Source organism: Bradyrhizobium sp. 153, assembly GCF_023073835.1.
In the GTDB taxonomy this organism is placed as follows: Bacteria; Pseudomonadota; Alphaproteobacteria; order Rhizobiales; family Xanthobacteraceae; genus Bradyrhizobium.
On record NZ_JADPKH010000120.1, the window covers coordinates 204320 to 225102 of the forward strand.

The 20783-nt window shown below is 64.7% G+C and carries 19 protein-coding genes and 1 pseudogene; 5 read left to right on the top strand and 15 right to left on the bottom strand.

All coding sequences use genetic code 11. The features are described from left to right. Positions 1–97: 97 nt before the first annotated feature. Complete coding sequence (locus IVA91_RS28765; protein ID WP_247280207.1) at positions 98–517, bottom strand: YciI family protein; 420 nt, start codon at positions 515–517, stop codon at positions 98–100. A 419-nt stretch (positions 518–936) separates the two neighbouring features. Between IVA91_RS28765 and IVA91_RS28770 the strand changes: the two are divergent. The 3 genes and pseudogenes from IVA91_RS28770 (at position 937) to IVA91_RS28780 (ending at position 3182) form a co-directional block, all read left to right on the top strand. Then, positions 937–1724 (top strand): annotated as a pseudogene (locus IVA91_RS28770) (SDR family oxidoreductase). A 158-nt stretch (positions 1725–1882) separates the two neighbouring features. Next, positions 1883–2317 (top strand): hypothetical protein, encoded by a 435-nt coding sequence (locus IVA91_RS28775; RefSeq protein ID WP_247280209.1) that lies wholly within the window; start codon positions 1883–1885, stop codon positions 2315–2317. A gap of 502 nt (positions 2318–2819) precedes the next feature. Further along, positions 2820–3182 (top strand): hypothetical protein, encoded by a 363-nt coding sequence (locus IVA91_RS28780; protein ID WP_247280210.1) that lies wholly within the window; start codon positions 2820–2822, stop codon positions 3180–3182. Between the two features lie 133 nt (positions 3183–3315). Here the strand turns inward: IVA91_RS28780 and IVA91_RS28785 are convergent, their stop codons facing one another. The 4 genes from IVA91_RS28785 to IVA91_RS28800 form a co-directional block, all read right to left on the bottom strand. Beyond that, a complete protein-coding gene (locus tag IVA91_RS28785; protein ID WP_247280211.1) occupies positions 3316–3729 on the bottom strand; it encodes a VOC family protein in 414 nt (137 codons plus the stop codon). A 30-nt stretch (positions 3730–3759) separates the two neighbouring features. Then, positions 3760–4299, bottom strand: a complete 540-nt coding sequence (locus IVA91_RS28790; RefSeq protein WP_247280212.1) for an SRPBCC family protein — start codon at positions 4297–4299, stop codon at positions 3760–3762. Positions 4300–4483: 184 nt separating this feature from the next. Next, positions 4484–5770, bottom strand: coding sequence for an RNA polymerase sigma factor (locus IVA91_RS28795; RefSeq protein WP_247416214.1), 1287 nt, complete (start codon positions 5768–5770; stop codon positions 4484–4486). Position 5771: 1 nt separating this feature from the next. Next, positions 5772–6134 (bottom strand): YciI family protein, encoded by a 363-nt coding sequence (locus IVA91_RS28800; RefSeq protein ID WP_247280214.1) that lies wholly within the window; start codon positions 6132–6134, stop codon positions 5772–5774. Between the two features lie 140 nt (positions 6135–6274). On the opposite strand from IVA91_RS28800, the gene IVA91_RS28805 reads away from it, so the two are divergent. Next, a complete protein-coding gene (locus tag IVA91_RS28805; RefSeq protein ID WP_247280215.1) occupies positions 6275–7240 on the top strand; it encodes a glyoxylate/hydroxypyruvate reductase A in 966 nt (321 codons plus the stop codon). A gap of 72 nt (positions 7241–7312) precedes the next feature. Here the strand turns inward: IVA91_RS28805 and IVA91_RS28810 are convergent, their stop codons facing one another. Beyond that, complete coding sequence (locus tag IVA91_RS28810; RefSeq protein WP_247280216.1) at positions 7313–7963, bottom strand: TetR/AcrR family transcriptional regulator; 651 nt, start codon at positions 7961–7963, stop codon at positions 7313–7315. Positions 7964–8069: 106 nt separating this feature from the next. On the opposite strand from IVA91_RS28810, the gene IVA91_RS28815 reads away from it, so the two are divergent. Beyond that, positions 8070–8714: a glutathione binding-like protein gene (locus IVA91_RS28815; RefSeq protein WP_247280217.1), complete on the top strand. Its 645-nt coding sequence runs from the start codon at positions 8070–8072 to the stop codon at positions 8712–8714. 49 nt (positions 8715–8763) lie between these two features. Here IVA91_RS28815 and IVA91_RS28820 read toward each other — a convergent pair whose 3' ends face one another. The 9 genes from IVA91_RS28820 to IVA91_RS28860 form a co-directional block, all read right to left on the bottom strand. Continuing rightward, the gene (locus IVA91_RS28820; protein WP_247280218.1) at positions 8764–10068 is read right to left on the bottom strand and encodes a TRAP transporter large permease subunit; all 1305 of its coding nucleotides are present in this window, start codon (positions 10066–10068) and stop codon (positions 8764–8766) included. Positions 10069–10102: 34 nt separating this feature from the next. After that, positions 10103–10714, bottom strand: a complete 612-nt coding sequence (locus IVA91_RS28825) for a TRAP transporter small permease (RefSeq protein ID WP_247280219.1) — start codon at positions 10712–10714, stop codon at positions 10103–10105. Further along, positions 10707–11708 (bottom strand): TRAP transporter substrate-binding protein, encoded by a 1002-nt coding sequence (locus IVA91_RS28830; protein ID WP_247280220.1) that lies wholly within the window; start codon positions 11706–11708, stop codon positions 10707–10709. Before IVA91_RS28830 ends, IVA91_RS28825 begins: the two co-directional genes overlap by 8 nt. A 39-nt stretch (positions 11709–11747) precedes the next feature. Further along, positions 11748–13406, bottom strand: a complete 1659-nt coding sequence (locus tag IVA91_RS28835) for a hydantoinase B/oxoprolinase family protein (RefSeq protein WP_247280221.1) — start codon at positions 13404–13406, stop codon at positions 11748–11750. Between the two features lie 2 nt (positions 13407–13408). Beyond that, positions 13409–15493: a hydantoinase/oxoprolinase family protein gene (locus IVA91_RS28840; protein WP_247280222.1), complete on the bottom strand. Its 2085-nt coding sequence runs from the start codon at positions 15491–15493 to the stop codon at positions 13409–13411. A 141-nt stretch (positions 15494–15634) separates the two neighbouring features. Further along, on the bottom strand, positions 15635–16456 hold the full coding sequence (locus tag IVA91_RS28845) for an NAD-dependent protein deacetylase (protein WP_247280223.1): 822 nt from the start codon (positions 16454–16456) through the stop codon (positions 15635–15637). Between the two features lie 76 nt (positions 16457–16532). Then, positions 16533–18332 (bottom strand): cation:proton antiporter, encoded by a 1800-nt coding sequence (locus IVA91_RS28850; protein ID WP_247280224.1) that lies wholly within the window; start codon positions 18330–18332, stop codon positions 16533–16535. A gap of 211 nt (positions 18333–18543) precedes the next feature. After that, positions 18544–19374, bottom strand: coding sequence for an SDR family oxidoreductase (locus tag IVA91_RS28855; RefSeq protein ID WP_247280225.1), 831 nt, complete (start codon positions 19372–19374; stop codon positions 18544–18546). Between the two features lie 54 nt (positions 19375–19428). Then, the gene (locus IVA91_RS28860; RefSeq protein WP_247280226.1) at positions 19429–20763 is read right to left on the bottom strand and encodes a solute carrier family 23 protein; all 1335 of its coding nucleotides are present in this window, start codon (positions 20761–20763) and stop codon (positions 19429–19431) included. Positions 20764–20783 lie beyond the last annotated feature (20 nt).

Consider the following 20783-nt stretch of genomic DNA (forward strand, 5'->3'; position numbering starts at 1 on the left):
CGAAGTCACGAGCCCGGAATCCATTCATCCACCATTGCTGCCGCGCAACGGATTCCGGACCGCGCTATCCGCGCCCCGGAATGACGGCGGCGGAGAGCTATTTTTTCGCCGCATGGGCGCGCGTGCGCTCTTCCTGCTCGCGCAGTTCGGGGGTGAAGGCTTCGCCAAAATCGTCGGCCGAAAACACTTGGCGGATCTCGATCTCGGAGCCGGAGTCGAACGGCGCACGCTTCATCCAGGCGATAGCCTCGTCGAGCGATGCAGTCTTGATCAGCCAGAAGCCGGCGATCAGATCGGGGGAGAGATCGAACGGACCGCGGGTGACGCTCGCCTCCGACCGCGCTGAATATCTGACCCGGGCGCCCTTCACCGTCGGATGCAGGCCCTCGCCGGCCTCGATCACGCCGGCCTTGGCCATCTCCTCGTTGAACCTGCCCATGGCCGCCAGCATCTCCGTGCTCGGCATCTTGCCGGCCTCGGTATCCTGGTTTGCCTTGACGATCACCATGAAACGCATCGACGTGCTCCGTGATATGCATGGAAGGGGGCCGGTCCGGCCCCTGCTCCCAAGTAAGACGAATGCGATCTCCTCGAGCCGACACCGAGCTGGAGATAATTTGGTCGCTCTGGAAGCCAGTCGCCGCGGCTTCGGCGAAAACGGCTGTCGATGCGGCCGAGCCCCAGTTTCCGACGTGAAGAACTCGACCTTGCGAAGCCTCGATCCGCCACGCGGGGAAACTTGACAAGACCTGATGCCGGTGAACCGAGGCCAGGCGCGGCATCGGCGGCACCAAGTGATCCCCCGTCCCCCCCCCCCCGGCAACCGCGAGGTGACGGGGATTGACTGTCGGTTGCCCTTCTTGTCGGAACGAAAGCAAAGTAAAAGGCATGGGCCGCCGTGCGGCTTACGTTTCCGACAGAAAGACAGATCGGCCAATGCCGCAAGCCCCACAAAAAGTCGCCCTCGTCACCGGAGCCGCGCGCGGCATCGGGCTTGCGACCGCGAAGAAGTTCCTCGCCGAGGGCTGGCGCGTGGCGCTGCTCGACGTCGAGAGCGAACTGCTCGGCCGCGCGGTCGCCGAGATCGGCCAGAGCGAGGCGACGCTGGCGCTGACCTGCGATGTCTCAGACAAAGCTGCGGTCGGCACTGCAATGGCCGCGCTCGAACGGCAATTCGGCCGGCTGGATGCGCTCGTCAACAATGCCGGCATCGCGGTGTTCGCGCCGCTGATGGAGACGTCGGAGGCTGACTGGCGCCGCGTGCTCGAAGTCAACCTCACCGGCCCGTTCCTCTGCACGAAGGCGGCGGTGCCCTTGATGCGCGACGGCATTGGCGGCGCCATCGTCAACATCACCTCGATCTCGGCGGTGCGCGCCTCAACGCTGCGCTCGGCCTACGGCACCAGCAAGGCGGGGCTGGCGCACCTCACCAAGCAGCTCGCGGTCGAGCTCGCCTCCTTCAATATCCGCGTCAACGCGGTCGCTCCGGGGCCTGTCGACACCGCAATGGCGAAGCAGGTGCACACCAGGAGATCCGCGCCGACTATCACGACGCCATTCCGCTCAATCGTTACGGCCTGGAACAGGAGCTCGCGGACGCGATCTACTTCCTGTGCTCGGCAAATGCGAGCTACATCACCGGCCAAATTTTAGCCGTTGATGGCGGCTTCGATGCGGCGGGTATCGGCCTGCCGACACTGCGCGGCCAGCGGCGCAACGGGTAGGCACAGGATATGTAAGGTGGGCAAAGGCGTACGCGCCGTGCCCACCCTCGTTCCGGACTAGCGGTGCCAATGCTGGCACGCGGAGCCTGTCATCGGGCGCGCATTCGCGCGACCCGGTGGCTTTGCCACCCTATGATGTCGAGAGTTCGGAGAGTGCCATGCGACGCGTCACTTTCAAAACCTGGCTGCTCGCGACAGCTCTGCTCGCCTCTGCGCCCGCGGCCGCGGAGATCCGCATCATCCAATCGCCGGGCGGACAGGTCGGGCCGTTCCTCGACCTGTTCGAGCAGGTGCGCGAGAGCGGCGAGCGCGTGGTGATCGACGGTCCTTGCCTGTCCGCCTGCACCCTGGTGCTGAGCATCGTGCCAGGCGAGCGCATCTGTGTCACCAAGCGCGCGGTGCTCGGCTTCCATGCCGCGCGTTCGGTCGACCGGCGGGGGCACATCTATGCCGAGCCGGAGGCATCGGTCGCGGTGCTTGCCGCCTATCCCGGCCCGGTGCGCGACTGGATCAGCCGCCGTGGCGGCCTCACTTCGCGGTTGCTCTTGCTCAAGGGGCGTGATCTCGCCGCGATCTATCCGCGCTGCCGCTGACGAATTTGGCAGCCGCCGCTCTAACGGCCCTTGGCTCGGCTGGTCCGAGGCCATACGGCCGGTTCCCTGTGCTCGCACGCTATGTGCGCACCGGGGTCGTTCGCCATCACGCGCTGGCCGGCTTCAAAAGAGAGTCTGAATCACCGGCACCAGCTTCATGCTGACGCAGATGAGCATCCCCCAAAGAGCAAAATTGATCTGTAGCGCCGCCGCCATCGGTCGCTCCCCTTCCAAGTGACGTCCATCCCAGTTTGTAGATTTTATGACTCACAAATAGCGATTCTGGCGTGCAGATCACAGCCCAATATTGCGTCAATTGTTGTGCGATGCAGTCCGCATCGTTTCACGAAGCGGCCTCACTGCTCGCGCAAAGTGATGCGAATCGTCAATTCATTCCTCGGCCATGCCGGCCAACTGGTTTGCCTTAAGTTCCATTTGACCGACGCGATGCAAGTTTTCCCGCGCGGATCTTGCGCATCGCGCACCGAACTTCGGGTCCGGCATGATACGACATGGCTTCATCTTGCTCACTTCCTGCACAACGCTGCTTGGATGCGCAGTCGCACCGGCGCAGGAGCGTCGCCCGATCGCGTGGGATGGCCTCGGCCAAGACCCCAACAGACGCCCGAACCGCCCTCACATCGCGAAACGGCACGCAACGAATCCCGTCCCCGCGGCAAATGATCCCAATCGGGAGCGGGAACGCGTGCTCGGCACCCTGCGGCCATACTCCGAGGCGTGGTGGGCGGTCCATGACGAGATCGAAGCGGAGAATGACAGGCAGCTCGGCACGAAGCTCGTGATCTGCCCTCGCTGCGTGCAAGCGTCGCCGGCGGGCGCGGACGTGACCGGATCAATCCGATGAGAGGGAACGGCCGATCCGCGCGTGACGGAGCGGCTCCGCGCTCCGTACGATCCATTATGTGTATGTGTCCCCTCTCCCGCGGCTTTGGAGAGAGGGGATCACATTCAATCGATCATGTGGGCGATCGCGCCTGTCACATTCCTTCCGCCGGGCAGTTCACCATCCAGGGAATGCCGAACTTGTCGACGCACATGCCAAAACCCTTGGCCCAGAACGTCTTGCTGTATGGCATGGTGACGCTGCCGCCGTCGGCGAGCGCGTTGAACTTGCGCTCGCCATCCCCGGGGTCCTTGACCGTGAGCGAGATCGAGAAGCCCTGTGGCTTTTGAAAATGCTCGGGCGGCGCGTCGGAGGCCATTAATATGCTGCCGTCGGGCAGCGACATCCGCGCATGCATGATCATCTTCTCGCGCCCGGGCGAGGCGGGCACCTCCGGCGGCGCGTCCGAGGCGCGCATCATCGCATCGATCTTGCCGCCGAGAACCTTGACGTAATAGTTGAACGCAGCTTCGCAGGTGTCCTGATAGAACAGATAGGGATTGAGCATCGTTTCTCTCCTCTTCGCTTCCAGTGAGACTTATTGTTTCTCCGTGAGCTTCTTCAGGCTGACGAGGCCGACCTCGAAATCCTTGCCGATCATGCTGTCCATGTTGATGAACACCTGCATCAGCTTGGACAGGAACGGGGCCGGACCATACATCGCCCATGTGATCAGTGTGGCATCACCTTGCGGCACAAAGGTGAACTCGGCGCTGTTGTGGCCTTCGAACGGGCGCTCGAAATCAAGCTTGATGCGGAGCCTCAAAGGCGCGTTCGCCTCGAGGATCTCCATGTGGCCGGCGCCGACATTGTTGTTCCCGTCCCAGGCATAGGTCGCGCCCTTGCCTTCCGCGGCTCCGCCGAAGGTCCGCCTCATGGCGGGATCGCGGCTCTCGTAGGGCGACCAGGCGGTCCAGCGGTGGAAATCGGCCACCTGCGGATAGATCGCGTCGGCCGGCGCTTTCACGGTGAGAGTGCGCTCGACACGGAATGTGTCGGGTTTCGTCAGGGCAAAGACGAGCACGGCCGCAATTCCGGCCGCGAGGACGATTGCGATGACGGCAATGGCTTTCAGCATGGAATGGCTCCCGGGGTACAGGTATAGGACGAACGAGCGAGGCCCCGGCCGACAAGATCGAAACGAAATTTTTGGCACGCTGCCCGCCCCACGTCATGGCCGGGCCATCCACGTTCTTCGACGCCGATGGCAAGACAGGGATGCCCGGGACAAGCCGGGCATGACGACCGCGACGGTTTGCGCCCTATTTCGCCTTGGCGCTTTCCTTCGGCTTCGGCTGGCTGTCCCGGATCAGGCGATCGAGATGCATGCGGATGTGGGCGGCTTCCGCGGAGGTGTTGGCGAGTGCGATGGCGCGGTCGAAGGCGATGCGGGCCTCGTCGTTGCGGCCGAGCTGCATCAGGAAGGCACCGCGCACGCCGTAGAAATGGAAGTAGTTGGCAAGCTTCGGCGCCAGCGGCTCGATCAGGTCCAGCGCGGCCTGCGGTCCGCGCACCTTGGAGACCGCGACGGACCGGTTGAGCGTCACCACCGGCGAGGGCTGCAGCACTTCGAGCGCGCCGTAGAGCAGGTCGATCTGCGTCCAGTCGGTCTCCTCTGGCGTCGGTGCCCGCGCATGCAGCGCGGCGATCGCGGCCTGGATCTGATAGGGCCCGCTGTGGCGGTGGCGCATCGCCTTGTCGATCAGGGCAAGGCCCTCCGCGATCATGGTGCCGTTCCACAGCGAACGGTCCTGGTCCTCCAGCAGGATCAGCGACCCGTCCGGGGCAAAGCGGGCGGCGCTGCGCGCATGTTGCAACAGGATCAGCGCCGTCAGGCCCATGATCTCCGGCTCGCTCTGGAACAGCCGCAGCAGCAGCCGCGCCAGCCGGATCGCCTCTTCACACAGCGGCTTGCGGAGCTCCGCGGTTTCGCCGCTCGCCGAATAGCCCTCGTTGAAGATCAGGTAGATCATTGCCGCGACGCCGGCGAGCCGCTCGGAACGCTCGACCGCGCCGGGCGCTTCGAAGGGTACGCCGGCGTCGGCGACCTTTGCCTTGGCGCGGGTGATGCGCTGCTCCATTGCGGCTTCCGAAACCAGGAAGGCGCGCGCGATCTGCTTCACGGTGAGACCGGAGACGATGCGCAGCGCCAGCGCGATCTGCTGCGTCGCCGGCAACTGCGGATGGCAGCAGATGAACATCAGGCGCAAAATATCGTCGCGGTAGTGCGAGCCGTCGAGCCGCTCCGCGAGCGCGCCCTCGGCGTCGTCGAGATCGGAGATCGCTTGGTCGTCCTCTGGCAGCGGTTGCTGCTTGCGGGCGCGGCGGACCTCGTCGATCGCGACGTTGCGGCCGACCATGATCAGCCAGGCTGCGGGATCGCGCGGCGGCCCATTCTGCGGCCAGGTTTTCAGCGCGCGCAAGCAGGCGTTCTGAAAGGCCTCTTCGGCGGTGTCGAGATCGCGGAAATAGCGCAGCAGGGCGCCGACCGCCTGAGGGCGCGCCGAGGTCAGCGCAGTCTCGATCCAGCCGGTGTCGGCCTCGCTCACGTCAGATCCCTCCGGGCCTGAACACGCCGACGGGGCGCACCTCATAGGCGCCGCCGGGATTGGCAGCGCCGAGGTCGCGGGCGACATCGAGCGCGTCGTCGAGGTTCTTGCAATCGACGATGTAGAAGCCGAGGAGTTGCTCCTTGGTTTCCGCATAGGGGCCGTCGAGCACCAGCGGCGGGTCTTCCTTGCGCAGCGTCGCCGCCGCGGTGGTCGGCAACAGCCGCGCCACCGGCCCGAGCCGGCCCTGCTTGGTGAGCTTCTCCTGCACCACGGCGAGCTTCTTCATCACGGCCTCGTCCTGGTCCTTGCTCCAGGAGCCGACGAAGTCCTCATCGTGGTAGCAAAGAATGGCATAAAGCATAGGCGACACTTCCCTCGTCTGTTCTAAAGACGCGCCAATATGCCTCGCCCCGACAGGGCTGCGGAAAAAATTTGCAAGAAAAATCCGGCAGATCGTGCCAAGGAGGGCCTTCTCAAGCGGAACTCGACGAGGCACTTCGAATGACCCTGGGCACACTGGCCGTCCTGATCAACAGCACGCAGCAGAACTGGCTGCCGGAGCGCTGGAAGACCCGGTTCGAGACGGTCTGCGGCGGCCGTCCCGTGGTGCTGCTGCCTGATGCGGGGCTCGATCCGGCCGAGGTGCACTATGCCGCCGTGTGGAAACCGGTGCCGGGCGATCTCGGTGCCTTCCCCAATCTGCGTGCGATCTTCAATCTGGGCGCCGGCGTGGACGCGCTGATGGCCGACAGGAGCCTGCCCGATGTGCCGCTGGTGCGCGTCGCAGTGCCCGACCTGACCAACCGCATGACTGAATATGTCGTGCTACATGTGCTGATGCACCATCGCCAGGAACTCTATTTGCGCCAGTGCCAGCGCGAGAAGCGCTGGGAGCCGATTTATCAATGGCCTGCAAGCGCGGTCACAGTGGGCATCATGGGGCTCGGCACGCTGGGCAGTGATGCGGCCGACGTGGTGCGCCGGCTCGGCTTCCGCGTCACCGGCTGGAGCCGCAGCCCGCGCGCGATCGAGGGCGTGGAATGCTTCCACGGCGCAGCCGGAATCGACGCGTTCCTGCGCGCGACCGACATCCTGGTCTGCCTGCTGCCGCTGACGCCTGACACGCACGGCATCCTCAACGGCGACGTCTTCACAAAGCTCAACCGCAGCAGCCCGCTCGGCGCGCCGGTGCTGATCAACGCCGGCCGCGGCGGCTTGCAGAACGAAGCCGACATCCTGGCCTGCCTCGATGACGGCACGCTGGGCGCCGCCTCGCTCGACGTTTTCGTCCAGGAGCCGCAGCCAGCGGATAGCCGGTTCTGGGCCCATCCCAAGGTGCTGCTGACGCCGCACAATGCGGCCGACACTGACGCGGATGCGATCTCGGCCTACGTCGCCGAGCAGATCGCGCGGTTCGAAGCGGGCGGCGTGCTGGAGAACGTGGTGCATCGGGCGAGAGGGTATTAGCGCTCCGTCCGGTTTGGCAAGACGCACGACCGCGCCTCACCCTCGATATGGTCCCGGCCTGCACCGGACGGCTCAGTTTTTGGCCCCAGTCCCCACCATCACGTCGATCGCGCCGCTTACGATCGCCTCCAGCTCCTTGCGCGGAACGTGGGCGCGGGAGCGGATGGCGATCGTGTGCACGGTCGCGGATGCGACCTGCGCCAGCACCGCCGGCTCGGCGCTATCAGGCAGTTCGCCCTTCTCCTTGGCGCGGCGGAAGCAACTGGCAAAGGCCTTGTCGAGTTCAGTGAGACCGTCGAGCACCATGGCGCGGATCTCGGGATCACTCACTGCCTCGGATGCCGCAGTCACCACCGTGAAGCAGCCTCGCGGACCAGTGTCGCCCGAAAGATAGATGTTTAGCGCGGAGGCGAAGATGCGCTCGAGGCGCTGACGCACCGGCATTTCCTGACGAAAGATCTCCGCCATCGACGCGCGCGCTTCCTCCCGGTAGCGCTGGTAGCTCTTGATGTAGAGCTCGCGCTTGTCGCCGAACGCCCCATAGAGGCTCGGCCGGTTCATGCCGGTGGCTTCGCTGAGATCGTCCAGCGAGGTTGCGGCAAAGCCCTGCTTGCGGAACAGGTCGAGCGCCCTGCCAAGCGCGACGCCGGGCTCATAGGCACGCGGCCGGCCGCGGCGCCTGGGTCCACTGGCAGAAACTGGCGGCTTCGATTTTTGTACCATTTCGCAAGATAATCCTTGACCGGCCTTATATTATGCAAGACAGTATAAAAATCAATCTGGCCAGGTTGAGCGACACCCCAGAACGAATTGCCCCAGGAGGCTACAGATGGATCTCTATTTCTCGCCGCTCGCCTGCTCGATGGCGACCCGCGTCGCGCTGTACGAAGCTGGCGCTGAAGCGAACTATCTCGAAGTCGATCCGCCGACCAAGACAGTGCTGAGCGACGGCTCCGACTTCCGCACCGTGAACCCGATTGGCCTCGTGCCGACTCTGCGCACGGACGAGGGCGTGGTGCTGACCGAGAACGCCGCGATCCTGCAATATGTCGCCGATCGTTTTCCGCAATCCGGCCTCGGCGCCGCCGCCGGTATCGAGCGCACGCGGCTGCATCAATGGCTCTGCTTTGTCGGCACCGAGCTGCACAAAGCCCTGTTCGTCCCGTTGCTCGACCGCAAGGCGCCGCAGGAGGCCAAGGCCTATGCGCTGGAGAAGAACCTGTCGCGGCTCGACTATCTCGACAATCATCTCAAGGGACGTGAATTCCTGCTCGACCATTTCAGTGTCGCCGACGCCTATCTCGTCACGGTCATCAACTGGACCATGGCGACGCCGCCGATCGAGCTCGCGAAATGGCCGAACCTGAAGGCCTATTACGAGGGCCTGCGCCAGCGGCCCTCGATCGCACGCGCGATCGCGGAGGAGTTCGAGCTGTACAAGGCCGAGCTCGCGCGGAAGAAGGCCGCGGCGTAAGCCTGAGGCATCGAAATGCCGTCCCGACAGCTGCCGGGACGGCGCGAATCTATCCGTAGAGCACCCGCGGCAGCAGCGTGACAATGCCGGGCCACAGCGTCAGCAGCAGCACGAAGCCGATCATGATCATCAGATAGGGCATCGTCACGCGGGCGATGTAGCCGAGACCATCTTCGGTCAGGCCCTGGATCACGAACAGGTTGAAGCCGACCGGCGGGGTGATCTGCGCCATCTCGACGGCCAGCACCAGGAAGACGCCGAACCAGATCTCGTCGAAGCCCGCCGCCTTCACGATCGGCAGCACGATCGGCAGCGTCATCACGATCATCGAGAAGCCGTCGAGGAAGCAGCCGAGGACGAGATAGAAGACGACCAGCACCACGATCAGCATGAAGGGCGACAGGCCCAAGCCCTTCACGAAGGCGGCAATCGCCTGTGGGATTCCGAGGAAGGCAGCCGCGTTGCCGAGGATCGAGGCGCCGAGCACGATCAGCGCGATCATCGAGCAGGTGACCACCGAGCCGATCAGCACGTCCCGCATCACCTGCTGCGACATCGCTCCTTGCGCCCATGCGACAAGCGCGGCGCCGAGGACGCCGACAGCCGCAGCTTCCGACGGGGTCGCGAGACCGCCATACATGGAGCCGAGCACACAGACGATGAGGAACAGGGCCGGCGCAAGATCCTTCAGCGCCGCAAAGCGCTCGCTCCAGGGCAACTGCGAAAGCTTTGCTTCCGTCTCCGGCACCATGCTGCGGTTGAGGCTCGTGTGCAGCATCACCCAGGCCATGAAGGCGGCGGCGAGCAAGAAGCCGGGCAGCACGCCGGCGGTGAACAGTTTCAAAATCGAGACGTCGCCGAGCACGCCGTAGATGATCATGATGTTGGACGGCGGGATCAGGAAGCCGAGCGTGCCGGCGCCGGCGAGCGAGCCGATCGCGATGTCGCGCGAATAGCCGCGGCGCAGCAGCTCGTTGAGCGACATGCGGCCGATCACCTGCGTAGTCGCGGCCGACGAGCCTGAGATCGCGGCGAAGATGGTACAGCCGATCACGTTCACATGCAGCAGGCGACCGGGCAAAAGCCCAGCCCACGGCGCGAGTCCCTGAAACAGCGAACGCGACAAGCGGGTACGAAACAACAGCTCGCCCATCAGGATGAACAGCGGCAGCGCCAGCAGCTCCTGCGTGGTCAGGATGTTCCAGGCATATTGCGGCAGCAGCTTGTCGAGCGGGATCGAGCGGAACATCGCGAGCAGCAGCGTCGCGGTGAGCGCCAACGTCAGGCCGATCCAAACGCCGCAGGCCAGCAACGCGAACAGGATCACGAAAAGGGCAACGACTTCGATGGTCATGGGATCCGCTGTCCGGAGGCTGGCGCGTGGGCGATCATTCGACGGGCGAGGCCTTCATGCGGTGATCCTCCAGCGGCAGGCCGAGCACGGCCTGGATCGCGCGCGCCAGGAACTGAAGCGTCAAGAGCAGCATGCCGAACGTAACGACGGCTTGTGGAAACCATAGCGGCGTATCGCTCGAGGTCGAGACCTGGCCGCGCACATAGGCGCCGAAGGCAAACTTCGCCATGGCTGAGGTCAGGAACGCCATGAAAGCGAAGCCGGCAGCCGCCGACAGGACCTCGAGTACGCGCTGCACCGAGGCCGGCGCGTTCTTGAGCAGCAGGACGACTCGGATATGACCGCCGACACGCAGCGTCATCGCGGCGCCAAAAGTGAAGGACGCCGCCATCAGATAGGACGAGTATTCCCAGGCGATCGAGATCGACGGCGGGAAGAATGAAAAGAAGTTCGAGAGGAAGCGCGTTGCGACCTCGCACAGCATCAGCAGTGCCAGCATCAACAGACAGCCGCCGCCGATCCAGCCGTCGAGCCGGCCGAGGCGGTCGATGCCGTCGAGCAGGATGCGCAGCGGCGCCGGCGCCGCTGCATTGAGGCTCTGCGGAGCTTCGGGCGAGACGCTCACGACGCCTTCACCATCAGCCACGCTTCATTTCGGCGAGATAAGCCCGCACCGGCTTGTCGGCTGCCGGCACGCGTTTGAGGAACGCGTCGAGCTGCGGCGCGGTCTTGGCCCGAATGTCGGTCATCATCGCGTCCGAGACCGGCACCACCTCCATGCCGCCCTCCTTCAGACGATTGAGGCTGTCTACATCGGCCTTGAGCGAGTTGGCCCAGAAGCCCGGCTCCATCTTGCCGGCGATGCCGGCGATGAGCTGCTGCTGATCGGCGCTGAGCGCCTTCCAGGAATCGAGATTGACGGTGAGCATCTGCGACGACCAGACGTGGTTGGTTGGGTAGACGTATTTCAGGAACTCCCAGAATTTTCCGTCGACACCCGACACCGACGACGTCGAGACGCCGGCCACCGCGCCGGAAGCGAGCGCAGGGATGGTCTCGCCCCAGGGAATCATGACCGCGGCCATGCCGATCGCGTTCAGCATGTCGACGGCGTTCTTGTCGGGGACGCGGATCTTGATGTTCTTCAGGCCCTCGACGTTGGCGACCTTGACCTTGAGATGCAGATATTGCGTCGGCCACGGCACGATGTAGAGGATCTTCTGGTTGTTGCGGGCGACGACCTTCTCGTATTCGGGCCGCACATATTTGTGCAGCACCTTCAGCTCGTCCATCGAGCCGCACAGGAAGGGGATGCTCTCGACGCCCATGAAGGGCTCGTCGCCGACCTGCTGGATGTTGAGGACGTCGGCGAGTGGCACCAGGCCATCGCGCACGGCGCGCAGATGCTCGGGGCCCTTGAAGCCGAGCTGGCCGCCGGCCTTCACCGTGATGTTGACCGTGCCGCCGCTCTGCTTCTTCACCTCCTCGGCGAAGGCAAAAGCGTTCTGGGTGTGGAAATTGCCGTCAGGCCAGACCGTCGACATGTCCCAGCTCACGCCCGCCGCCCGGGCGCGAGTGGAGATGTGGCCGGCCGCAAGCAGCGTGGCTGCGCCCGCGGTGAAGCTTCGTCGCGTGATCATTGCACCCCTCCGTTCGCTACGCGCGCGACGCCTGACGCGTCACCGCGTGTACCCGTAAACTGCAACCGCGTTGTCGGCAGACACGAGGCCGCTCTCGACATCGTCCTTGACGGCCGCTCGATCGCGTTCGATGGGCGCGCCGATCCCGGCACCGCCCGGTGTCAGCACCACCAGTCGATCCTCGGGCGGCACCTGCTGAAAGCCCTTGCCCCGCAGCTTCTTTCCAGACTTCAGGCCGACATAGCCGGCCTCGCCGTCCTTGCCGCCATCACGACCGCGCGGCGGATGATCGATACGGTCGAACGCGGCGAGAATGTCGAACGGGGCATCGACGCCGCTGCCGACCTCGATGATCTGACCGAGCCCGCCGCGGGTGCGCCCTGCTCCGCCGGAATCCGGACGCAGCTCCTTGCGCCAGAAGATCAAAGGCGTCTGCGTCTCTGCGATCTCGACCGGCGTGCCGCGCACACCGCTGGGATAGGCGGTGGCCGACAGCCCGTCCTTGTCGAAGCGCGCACCGGTGCCGCCATTGGAGGTCACCGCCATCGAGAACCCGTAATTGCCGCCGGCGCCGCTTCGCGTCTGTCCGCGGACGTTGAGATTCCACAGGCACGAGGTGCCTTCGGCCGGCACGCGCTCGGGGATGATCTGGCGCAGGCAGCCGAACACGACGTCGGGCAACATCTGGCCGATGATGTGGCGCGAGGCCACCGGCGCCGGCTTCGGCGCATTGAGGATCGCACCCGCCGGCGCCGACACCGTCAGCGGCGAGAGCGAGCCGGCGTTGTTCGGGATCTGCGAGGCAACGACGCAGCCGAGGCCGAACACCGTGTAGGCCGTGGTATAGGACAAGGGCACGTTGATGCCGAACTTGGAGGCGGCCGAGGTGCCGTCGAAATCGACGTGAATGCCTTTGTCCGAAATCGTCAAGGTCGCGGCAAGCGTGACCGGCGCGTCATAGCCGTCGACAACCATGGTGTTGCGCCAGCTTCCTTTCGGAAGTTTCGCGACCTCGGCCAGCACGGCCTCGCGCGAGCGTTCGCAGATGTAGTCGCCGAGCTCGTCGAGCGTATCGATGCCGAACTCCGTCATCATCTCGACCAGGCGCTCGCAGCCAACGTCGTTGCAGCCCGCGAGCGAATAGGTGTCGCCCTCGGTGTCTATAGGCAGCCGCGTGTTGGTGCGGATCATCGCCATCAGCGTCTCGTTGACGACGCCCTGATCGATCAGCTTCAGCATGGGGATGTAGAGCCCCTCCATGAACACGTCGGTGGCATCGGGACCGAAACCGATGCCACCGATGTCCATGAGATGGCTGGTGCAAGAGAAGAGTGCGACGACCTTGCCATCCTTGAAGCACGGCGTGGTGACGACGAAGTCGTTGAGATGGCCGGTGCCCATCCACGGATCGTTGGTGATGTAGGCGTCGCCTTCCTTCATCGTCTGAAGCGGGAAGTGGGCGATGAAGTGCTTGACAGATTCTGCCATCGAATTGACGTGGCCGGGCGTGCCGGTCACCGCCTGCGCCAGCATGCGGCCCTTGAGGTCAAACACGCCGGCAGAGAGGTCGCCGCATTCGCGCACGATTGGACTGAAGGCGGTACGGAGCAGGACCTGCGCCTGCTCCTCGACCACGGCGATCAGCCGGTGCCACATGATCTGGAGGTCGATCAGGCTCGCGCCGCTTGCCTTGTTCATGATCAGGCCGCCTTTCGTTCCATGACGATGCTCCCGGCACCATCGATATGGGCGTCAAAACTGGTCGAGACGAAGGTGGAGGTCTCGTCCTCCGCGATCACGGCAGGGCCTGCAATGGTCGCGCCGGGCGCCATGTCTTCGCGGCGATAGAGCGGGATCTCGATCACCTCGCCTGCGCGGCCATCGAAGAACTTGCGGCTGCCGGCTGCCTTTCCGGCGGGCTTGAGCGCGACGGCCGCGACCGCGGCTGGATTGCGCGCCTCGGTGGTCGCGAGCACCGACCAGCTCAACACCTCGATCGCCGCCCCCGGGATCGGCCGCTCGAACATCGCAGCATAATCCGCCTCGAATTTCTGGCGCAGGCCGGCGAGATCTGCGGTCGTCAGCCGCCGGTTCGGCAGCTCGACCGAGATCTCGTGGCCCTGGCCGACATAGCGCATGAAAGCGGCGCGCCGCTCCCGCACGGGCGCACCGGCGGCGCCGGGTTCGACCAGCGCACGCGCTTCGGTCGCCGTCTCCTGCAAGAGATCGGAGACCGCCTCGGTGTCGAAATCATCGAGTCGGACATGACGACTGCGCACCAGCTCGTAAGCGATGGGCGCCGCGAGGAATCCGACGGCCGATCCGACCCCGGCATTCGAGGGCACGATCACCCGGGAGACGCCGATCTTCTCGGCGACGCGCGCCGCATGCAACGGTGCAGCGCCACCGAACGCGATCAGCGTGTGCTGGCCGACCACGGCGCCGCGCTCGACCGCATGCACGCGCGCCGCGCTCGCCATGTTCTCGCAGACGACCTCGTGCACGGCATAAGCGGCGGTTTCCGCAGACAGGCCGAGCGGCTCGCCGACATCGCGCAGCAGCGCCTGTTTGGAAAGCTCCGGGTCGAGCTTGATAGTACCCGCCGCAAAGGCGTCGGGATCGATCAAGCCGAGCGCAACGTCCGCATCGGTCACGGCCGGACGCTGGCCACCGCGGCCGTAGCAGGCCGGCCCCGGCTCCGATGACGCACTTTCCGGACCCACGGTGACGCGCTTCATCGCGTCGACATGGGCAATCGAGCCGCCGCCGGCGCCGATCTCGACCATCTCGATCACGGGGATGCGCACCGGCAGGCCGGAGCCTTTGAGGAAGCGCGCTGCGCGATCGACCTCAAACACGCGCGAGGTCTCAGGCTGATACTTCTCGATGAGGCAGATCTTTGCGGTGGTGCCGCCCATGTCGAAGGACAGCACCTTGGTCTCGCCAAGACGCGCCGCAATCTGCGCCGCGAAAATCGCTCCGCCAGCCGGACCGGACTCGACGAGACGCACTGGAAAGCGCCGCGCCGTCTCGATCGAGGTGACGCCCCCGCCGGAGGTGACGAGATAGATGGCGCCGCGGAACTGCTCGACCTGCAAGGCGTCCGCCATGCGGGCCAGATAGCCGTCGATAAGGGGTTGCACATAGGCGTTCGCAACCGCGGTGGAGGTGCGCTCATACTCGCGAATTTCCGGACACACGGCCGACGACACGGTCACGGAGATGCCGGGCATCTCCTCGCCCAGGATCGCGGCAGCGCGGCGTTCGTGCTCGGGATTGGCGTAGGAGTGCAGGAAGGCGATCGCGACGCTCTCGACGCCTCGCTCGCGCAATTTCGGCGCGAGTGCGCGCACAGCAGTCTCGTCCAGCGGGAGCCGAACGGCACCGTGCGCGTCGATACGCTCGGGGACGGTGAAGCGCAGACTGCGCGGCGCCAGCGGCTTCGGCTTGTCGATGCTGAGGTCATATTGGTCGTAGCGGCTCTCGGTGCCGATATCGAGCACGTCGCGAAAGCCCTCCGTCGCAATCAGCGCGGTTTTCGCGCCGCGCCGCTCGATGATGGCATTGGTCGCGAGCGTGGTGCCGTGAATGAAGACGTCGATGTCGCTGATATGCGCGCGCGCGTCAGCGAGGATGAGGCGCATGCCGTCCAGCACCGCCTGCTCGGGCCGCTGCGGCGTCGTCAGCACCTTGCGCGTCTTGCGCGCCTCGCCCACGTCCAGCACGATATCGGTGAATGTGCCACCGATATCGACGGCAAGCCGCACCTCGGCTCCCTCAAGCATTCCAAATTCTCCGCGCTGATCGTCAAGACTGAGGTCGAAAGCGCAGCAATTTCCATGCCATGGACGACGAGGACAACGCCGCGCCTGACTATTCTGCTTGGCACCTATGCAATAGGCAAGACGTGTTCGACGCCTGCGCGATCAGAGCAGGAATGCAAGCGCCGACTCGCAGCGCTCCTCGACCTTCAGCGTCAGGAGATCGTCGGCGCGGGTGCGGCCGAGATTGACTGCTGCAATCGGAATTTTGCGTTCCGCGGCAGCCTGCACGAAGCGGAATCCGGAATAGACCATCAGCGAGGAGCCGACAATCAGCATGGCGTCGGCCTGCGCCAGATGATCGTGCGCGGTGGCGACAATATCGCGGGGGACGTTCTCGCCGAAGAACACGACGTCGGGCTTGAGGATGCCGCCGCAGGCTTCGCAGGCCGGCACTTCGAAGGACGAAAACTCCTCGTGCTCCAGATCGGCGTCGCCATCAGGTGCATCGGCGGCATCGAGCCTCAGCCAGGCCGTATTCGCGCGACCAAGCGCGTGCTGAAACTCATCGCGCGGCGTCTTGCAGCCGCAGCCCATGCAGCGGACCAGATCGAGTCGGCCGTGCAGGTCGATCACCTGCCGGTGGCCGGCAGACTGATGCAGCCGGTCGACGTTCTGGGTCAGCAGCATCCCGCACCGGCCGTTCGCCTCGAGCCGGGCCAGCGCATGATGCGCATCATTCGGCTTGGCCTGGCCGAACCGCCGCCATCCGATCAGACTGCGCGCCCAATAGCGCCGGCGCGTATGCTCGTCCGACATGAAGGCCTGGAAATTCACCGGCTGGGTGCGCTTCCAATTGCCGTGGCTGTCGCGATAGTCGGGAATGCCCGAATTGGTGCTACAGCCCGCGCCGGTCAGCACGAACAGACGTTCGTGTCGGCCGATGAAATCCTGGAGCGGAAGGTTTGGCAGCGGAGCATTTATCATGGCGCAGATGTAGTTCGTGCGGGCGGGCTTTGCCAGATGATGATAGTCCGCAGCGCCCGGCCGCCTGCAGAGGTGGCTATCTCGGGGACCGGCGCACTGTGCTATCGAGGAGACGAGTTTTCTCTTCTGCTGCAATGCGGGCGGCTTGCTGCAATGTCAGCCGAAATTCGTCCCGTTTCTCGTGCACCGAGGCGATCGCAGGCCCGACCGCGACTCCGAGGCCGATCAGTGCGGCTTCGGAAAGTTGCAGGCTTGCCTCGATGGTTTCCGGCACCGCATCGGTTGCGCCGATCGCATAGAGGTGGCGGGCATGATCGGCGTCCCGCGCACGTGAGACGATCAACACGTCCGGCCGCACTGCGCGGATCCGCTCAACGACAGCATCGATTGCTGGTCGCGACTGAATGGTGATGATCACACCGGTCGTCTGCATCAGGCCGCAGGCTTCGAGAAAGCCCGGTTCTGTCGCATCACCAAAATAGACCTTATGACCATCGCGGCGGTCGCGCGCCACGGCGACGGCTTCGTTGTCGACCGCGATGTAGTTTAGGCCGTGGCTGGTCAGCAGCGAACAGACGACTTTTCCAACGCGGCCGTAGCCGACCACGATGGCCTGCGCCCGGTCCCCGGGTGGCCGAACCGTCAGTTCGGGATCGAGGGTTCGCTCGCCACCCAGTTTCGCGGCCAATCGTCGCCCGAGCATGCCCAAAAACGGCGTCAATGCCATCGTTACGGCGGTGATGGCGATGGCAAAGCTCGACACGCGCGGTTCAATCAGGCCGAGGGCCGCCGCCATCCCGATGCTTACGAAAGCGAATTCGCCAACTGGAGCCAGCAGGCAGCCGACCTCGATCGCCGACGGCCACGAGAGCCTGAAGAGGCGGCCCAGGATGATGAGCACGATCGCCTTGCCGGTCAGAACCCCGATGACGGCGGCCAGCAACCAACCAGGCTCGCGCATGAACACGCGGACGTCGATGGCCATGCCGACGGTGAAGAAGAAGATGCCTAGCAGCAGGCCCTTGAACGGCTCGACGGTGGCCTCAATGGCCTTGCCATACTCCGTTTCAGCCAGCATCAGCCCTGCAACGAATGCTCCGAGCGCCATCGATAGGCCGGCTTGGTGCGCGGCAAGGCCTGCGCCGACGATGACGAACAAGGTTGCCGCGACGAACAACTCCGTCGAATGAGTGCCCGCAACCATCTGGAACAGCGGACGCATCAGCAGCCGTCCGATCAGAATGAGAAAAGCGACCGCCACTACAGCCTTCAAGGTCGCACTGGAGATGTGCGTCACGACGGAGCCGTCGCTGCCCGCGCCGAGCACCGAGACGAACACGAGAATGGGAACCACTGCAAGATCCTGGGCCAGCAGCACCGAGAAGCTGGCGCGCCCCGCAACGGTCGCGAGCCGCCTGTCGCTGGACAGAAGCTCAAGCACGATAGCCGTCGAGGACAGCGCAAGGCTTGCGCCGAGGATCACGGCGGTATGGGAATTCTTCCCCGCGAGAAGCGTCGCGCCGAAAATGATCGCGGACGTCGCCAGCACCTGCAGGCCGCCAAGCCCGAACACCAGGCGCCGCATCGTCACGAGCCGCCTGAAGGACAGCTCGAGCCCAATCAGGAATAGCAGGAACACGACGCCGAGATTGGCGATACCTTCGACGTTCTGCGCGTCCACCACGGTGAACCAGTACAGGAACGGGAGGTCCTGAACGAGCGAGCCGAGTCCGAGAGGGCCGAGGATGGCGCCGGCACCAAGATAGCCCAACACCGGATTGATGCCCCAGTGGCGGACGATCGGCACCACGACGCCGGCAGTGCCGAGGACCACCAGCGCGTCACTGTAGGCATTGATGTTTATGGTTGTGGTCACGAAGCCTTCATGTGTCGGCGCTTACCACTAGCGGCAGCGTCGTCCACGATCGATAGCACACGGCGCCGCAGACCCCTACCGGGCTCCGACGGCCTTTGCCGCGCGGGCGTTGGTGGCCAGCACGCCCAGCGAGAAGGCTTGCCTCGCGACCACGATCTAATCGTTGCAACCGGTCGGGCCGTCGCAGATGCGCACGCTCCCAAGCTGACGTTCAGCTCGCCCAATTCTCCCGGAATTCGGGGAACAGCGTCAGGCCTCCGCAGGCATAGATGGTCTGTCCGGTGATGTAGCTCGCATCATCCGAGGCGAGGAAGGCGAACACCGCGGCGATCTCTTCCGGCGTGCCGACACGTCCGAGCGGAATGTGGGAGGTGACGATGCCGCGCTTCTCGGGATCACCGGTCCAGGCCGCGTTGATCGGCGTATCGATCGCGCCGGGTCCAACCGCATTGACGCGAATGCCGCGGCCGGCGAATTCGAGGGCCAGCGTACGCGTCAGATTGGCCATGCCGCCCTTGCTGATCGAATAAGCGAGATAGCCGGGCTTTGGGATGATCTGGTGGACGCTGGAGCAATTGATGATACTGCCACCTCCGCCGCGGGCGACGAAATGCGCGAGCGCCTTCTGGGCGCAAAGCACGGCGCCATTGAGATTGACGTCAATGATGCGACGATAGGTTTCGACGTCGAGCGCATCGCTCGGCGATTCCCGCTGGAAGCCGGCATTGTTGACCAAGCAGTCGAGGCGCTTCCAGCGCGCCAGGACCGTCTCGAACATCGCGGCGATGTCCTGCTCGTTGCCGACATCGGCCTTGACGATGATGTGATCGAGCCTGCCATGACCCCGATCGCCCGATGCCGTCCGCGCCAGCGCAAGCGTCTCCTCGGCTCTTTCAGGATGATCGAAATAATTGATGGCGACGGTCGCGCCTTCCTGGGCGAGCCGGATGGCGACGGCGCGGCCGATGCCTTGCGAGGCGCCGGTCACCAGCGCGTATTGGCCCACGAGGCGCGAGGGAAAGGAGGTTGAGGTTTGTGGCATGAGTTCTCTCCGGGATGCTTGATCATCGGCGGAACTGGCTTTTTGTTCCATCCCTCAGCGCATTGCTTCGATTCGCTCGGCGCCGCGTGCGAGTGGCGAGGTCAGAATCTGATGCAGGATGATGGCGCCAAAGGTCGCGGTGCCGATTCCGCCGATGGTGAACGCACCGAATTTGAGCGTGAGATCGCCGGCGCCTGCCGTGAGCGCCACCGCGACGGTAATCAGGTTCGCGGGATTTGCAAAGTCGACCTTGTTCTCGACCCAGATCCGTCCCGCCATCGCCGCGATCAACCCGAACAGCACGATCGAGAGCCCGCCGATGACGGGACCTGGGATCGACAGGATGAGCGCGCCGAATTTCGGCGAGAAGCCGAGCAGGATCGACACCGTGGCCGCGAAGGCGAACAACAAGGTGGAATAGACCTTCGTCGCCGCCATGACGCCGATATTCTCGGCATAGGTGGTGACACCGGTGCCGCCGCCGCAGGCGGCCACGATGGTCGCGAGGCTGTCGGCAAACAGGGCGCGGCCGAGATAGCGATCGAGGCTCCGGCCCGTCATGGCGCCGACCGCCTTGATGTGACCGAGGTTCTCGGCGACGAGAACTATCGCAACCGGCGCGATCAGGAAGATTGCATCGGCATGGAAGCTCGGCGCGGTGAAGTTGGGCAGGCCGAACCACGGCGCGGCCGAGAGTTGCGCGAAGTCGATCGGTTTGCCGAAACCGAGTCCGTTCGCGAACAGCAAGTACAAAAGATATCCGCCGATGGCGCCGGCAATGATCGGCAGGCGGCGCCACAGGCTTGGCGCGGCAACGGCGACCACGCCGATCATCAGAACGGTCGCAAGCCCGATCCAGGTGTCGAACGTGCCGGCGCTCACCGCCTTGACCGCCACCGGCGCAAGGTTGAGCCCGATCGCGGCGACCACGGCGCCGGTGACCGCCGGCGGCAGCAGCTTCTCGACCCAGCCAACCCCCGACCACATCACGATCAGCGCAATCACGCCGTACAGCACGCCGGCTCCGACAATGCCGCCGAGCGCAACTGACAGGTTCGGGTTCGGCCCCTGCCCCACATAGCCGGTGGCAGCGATGACGACGGCGATGAATGCAAAGCTCGAGCCGAGATAGCTCGGCACGCGCCCTGCGACGATGACGAAGAAGATCAGCGTGCCAATGCCGGAGAACAGGACCGCAACATTGGGATCGAACCCCATCAGTAGCGGCGCGATGATCGTTGATCCCGACATTGCGACGCAATGCTGGAGACCGGAGACAACGGTCTGGCCCCAAGACAGCCGCTCCTCCGGCATGATCACGCCCGAGGTCTTGAGTTTCCATCGCGGAAAATAGCCTTGCACGCGTTCTTCGGAGCCTGTTGTCGACATGTTTCCCCCGACTTGCGGTG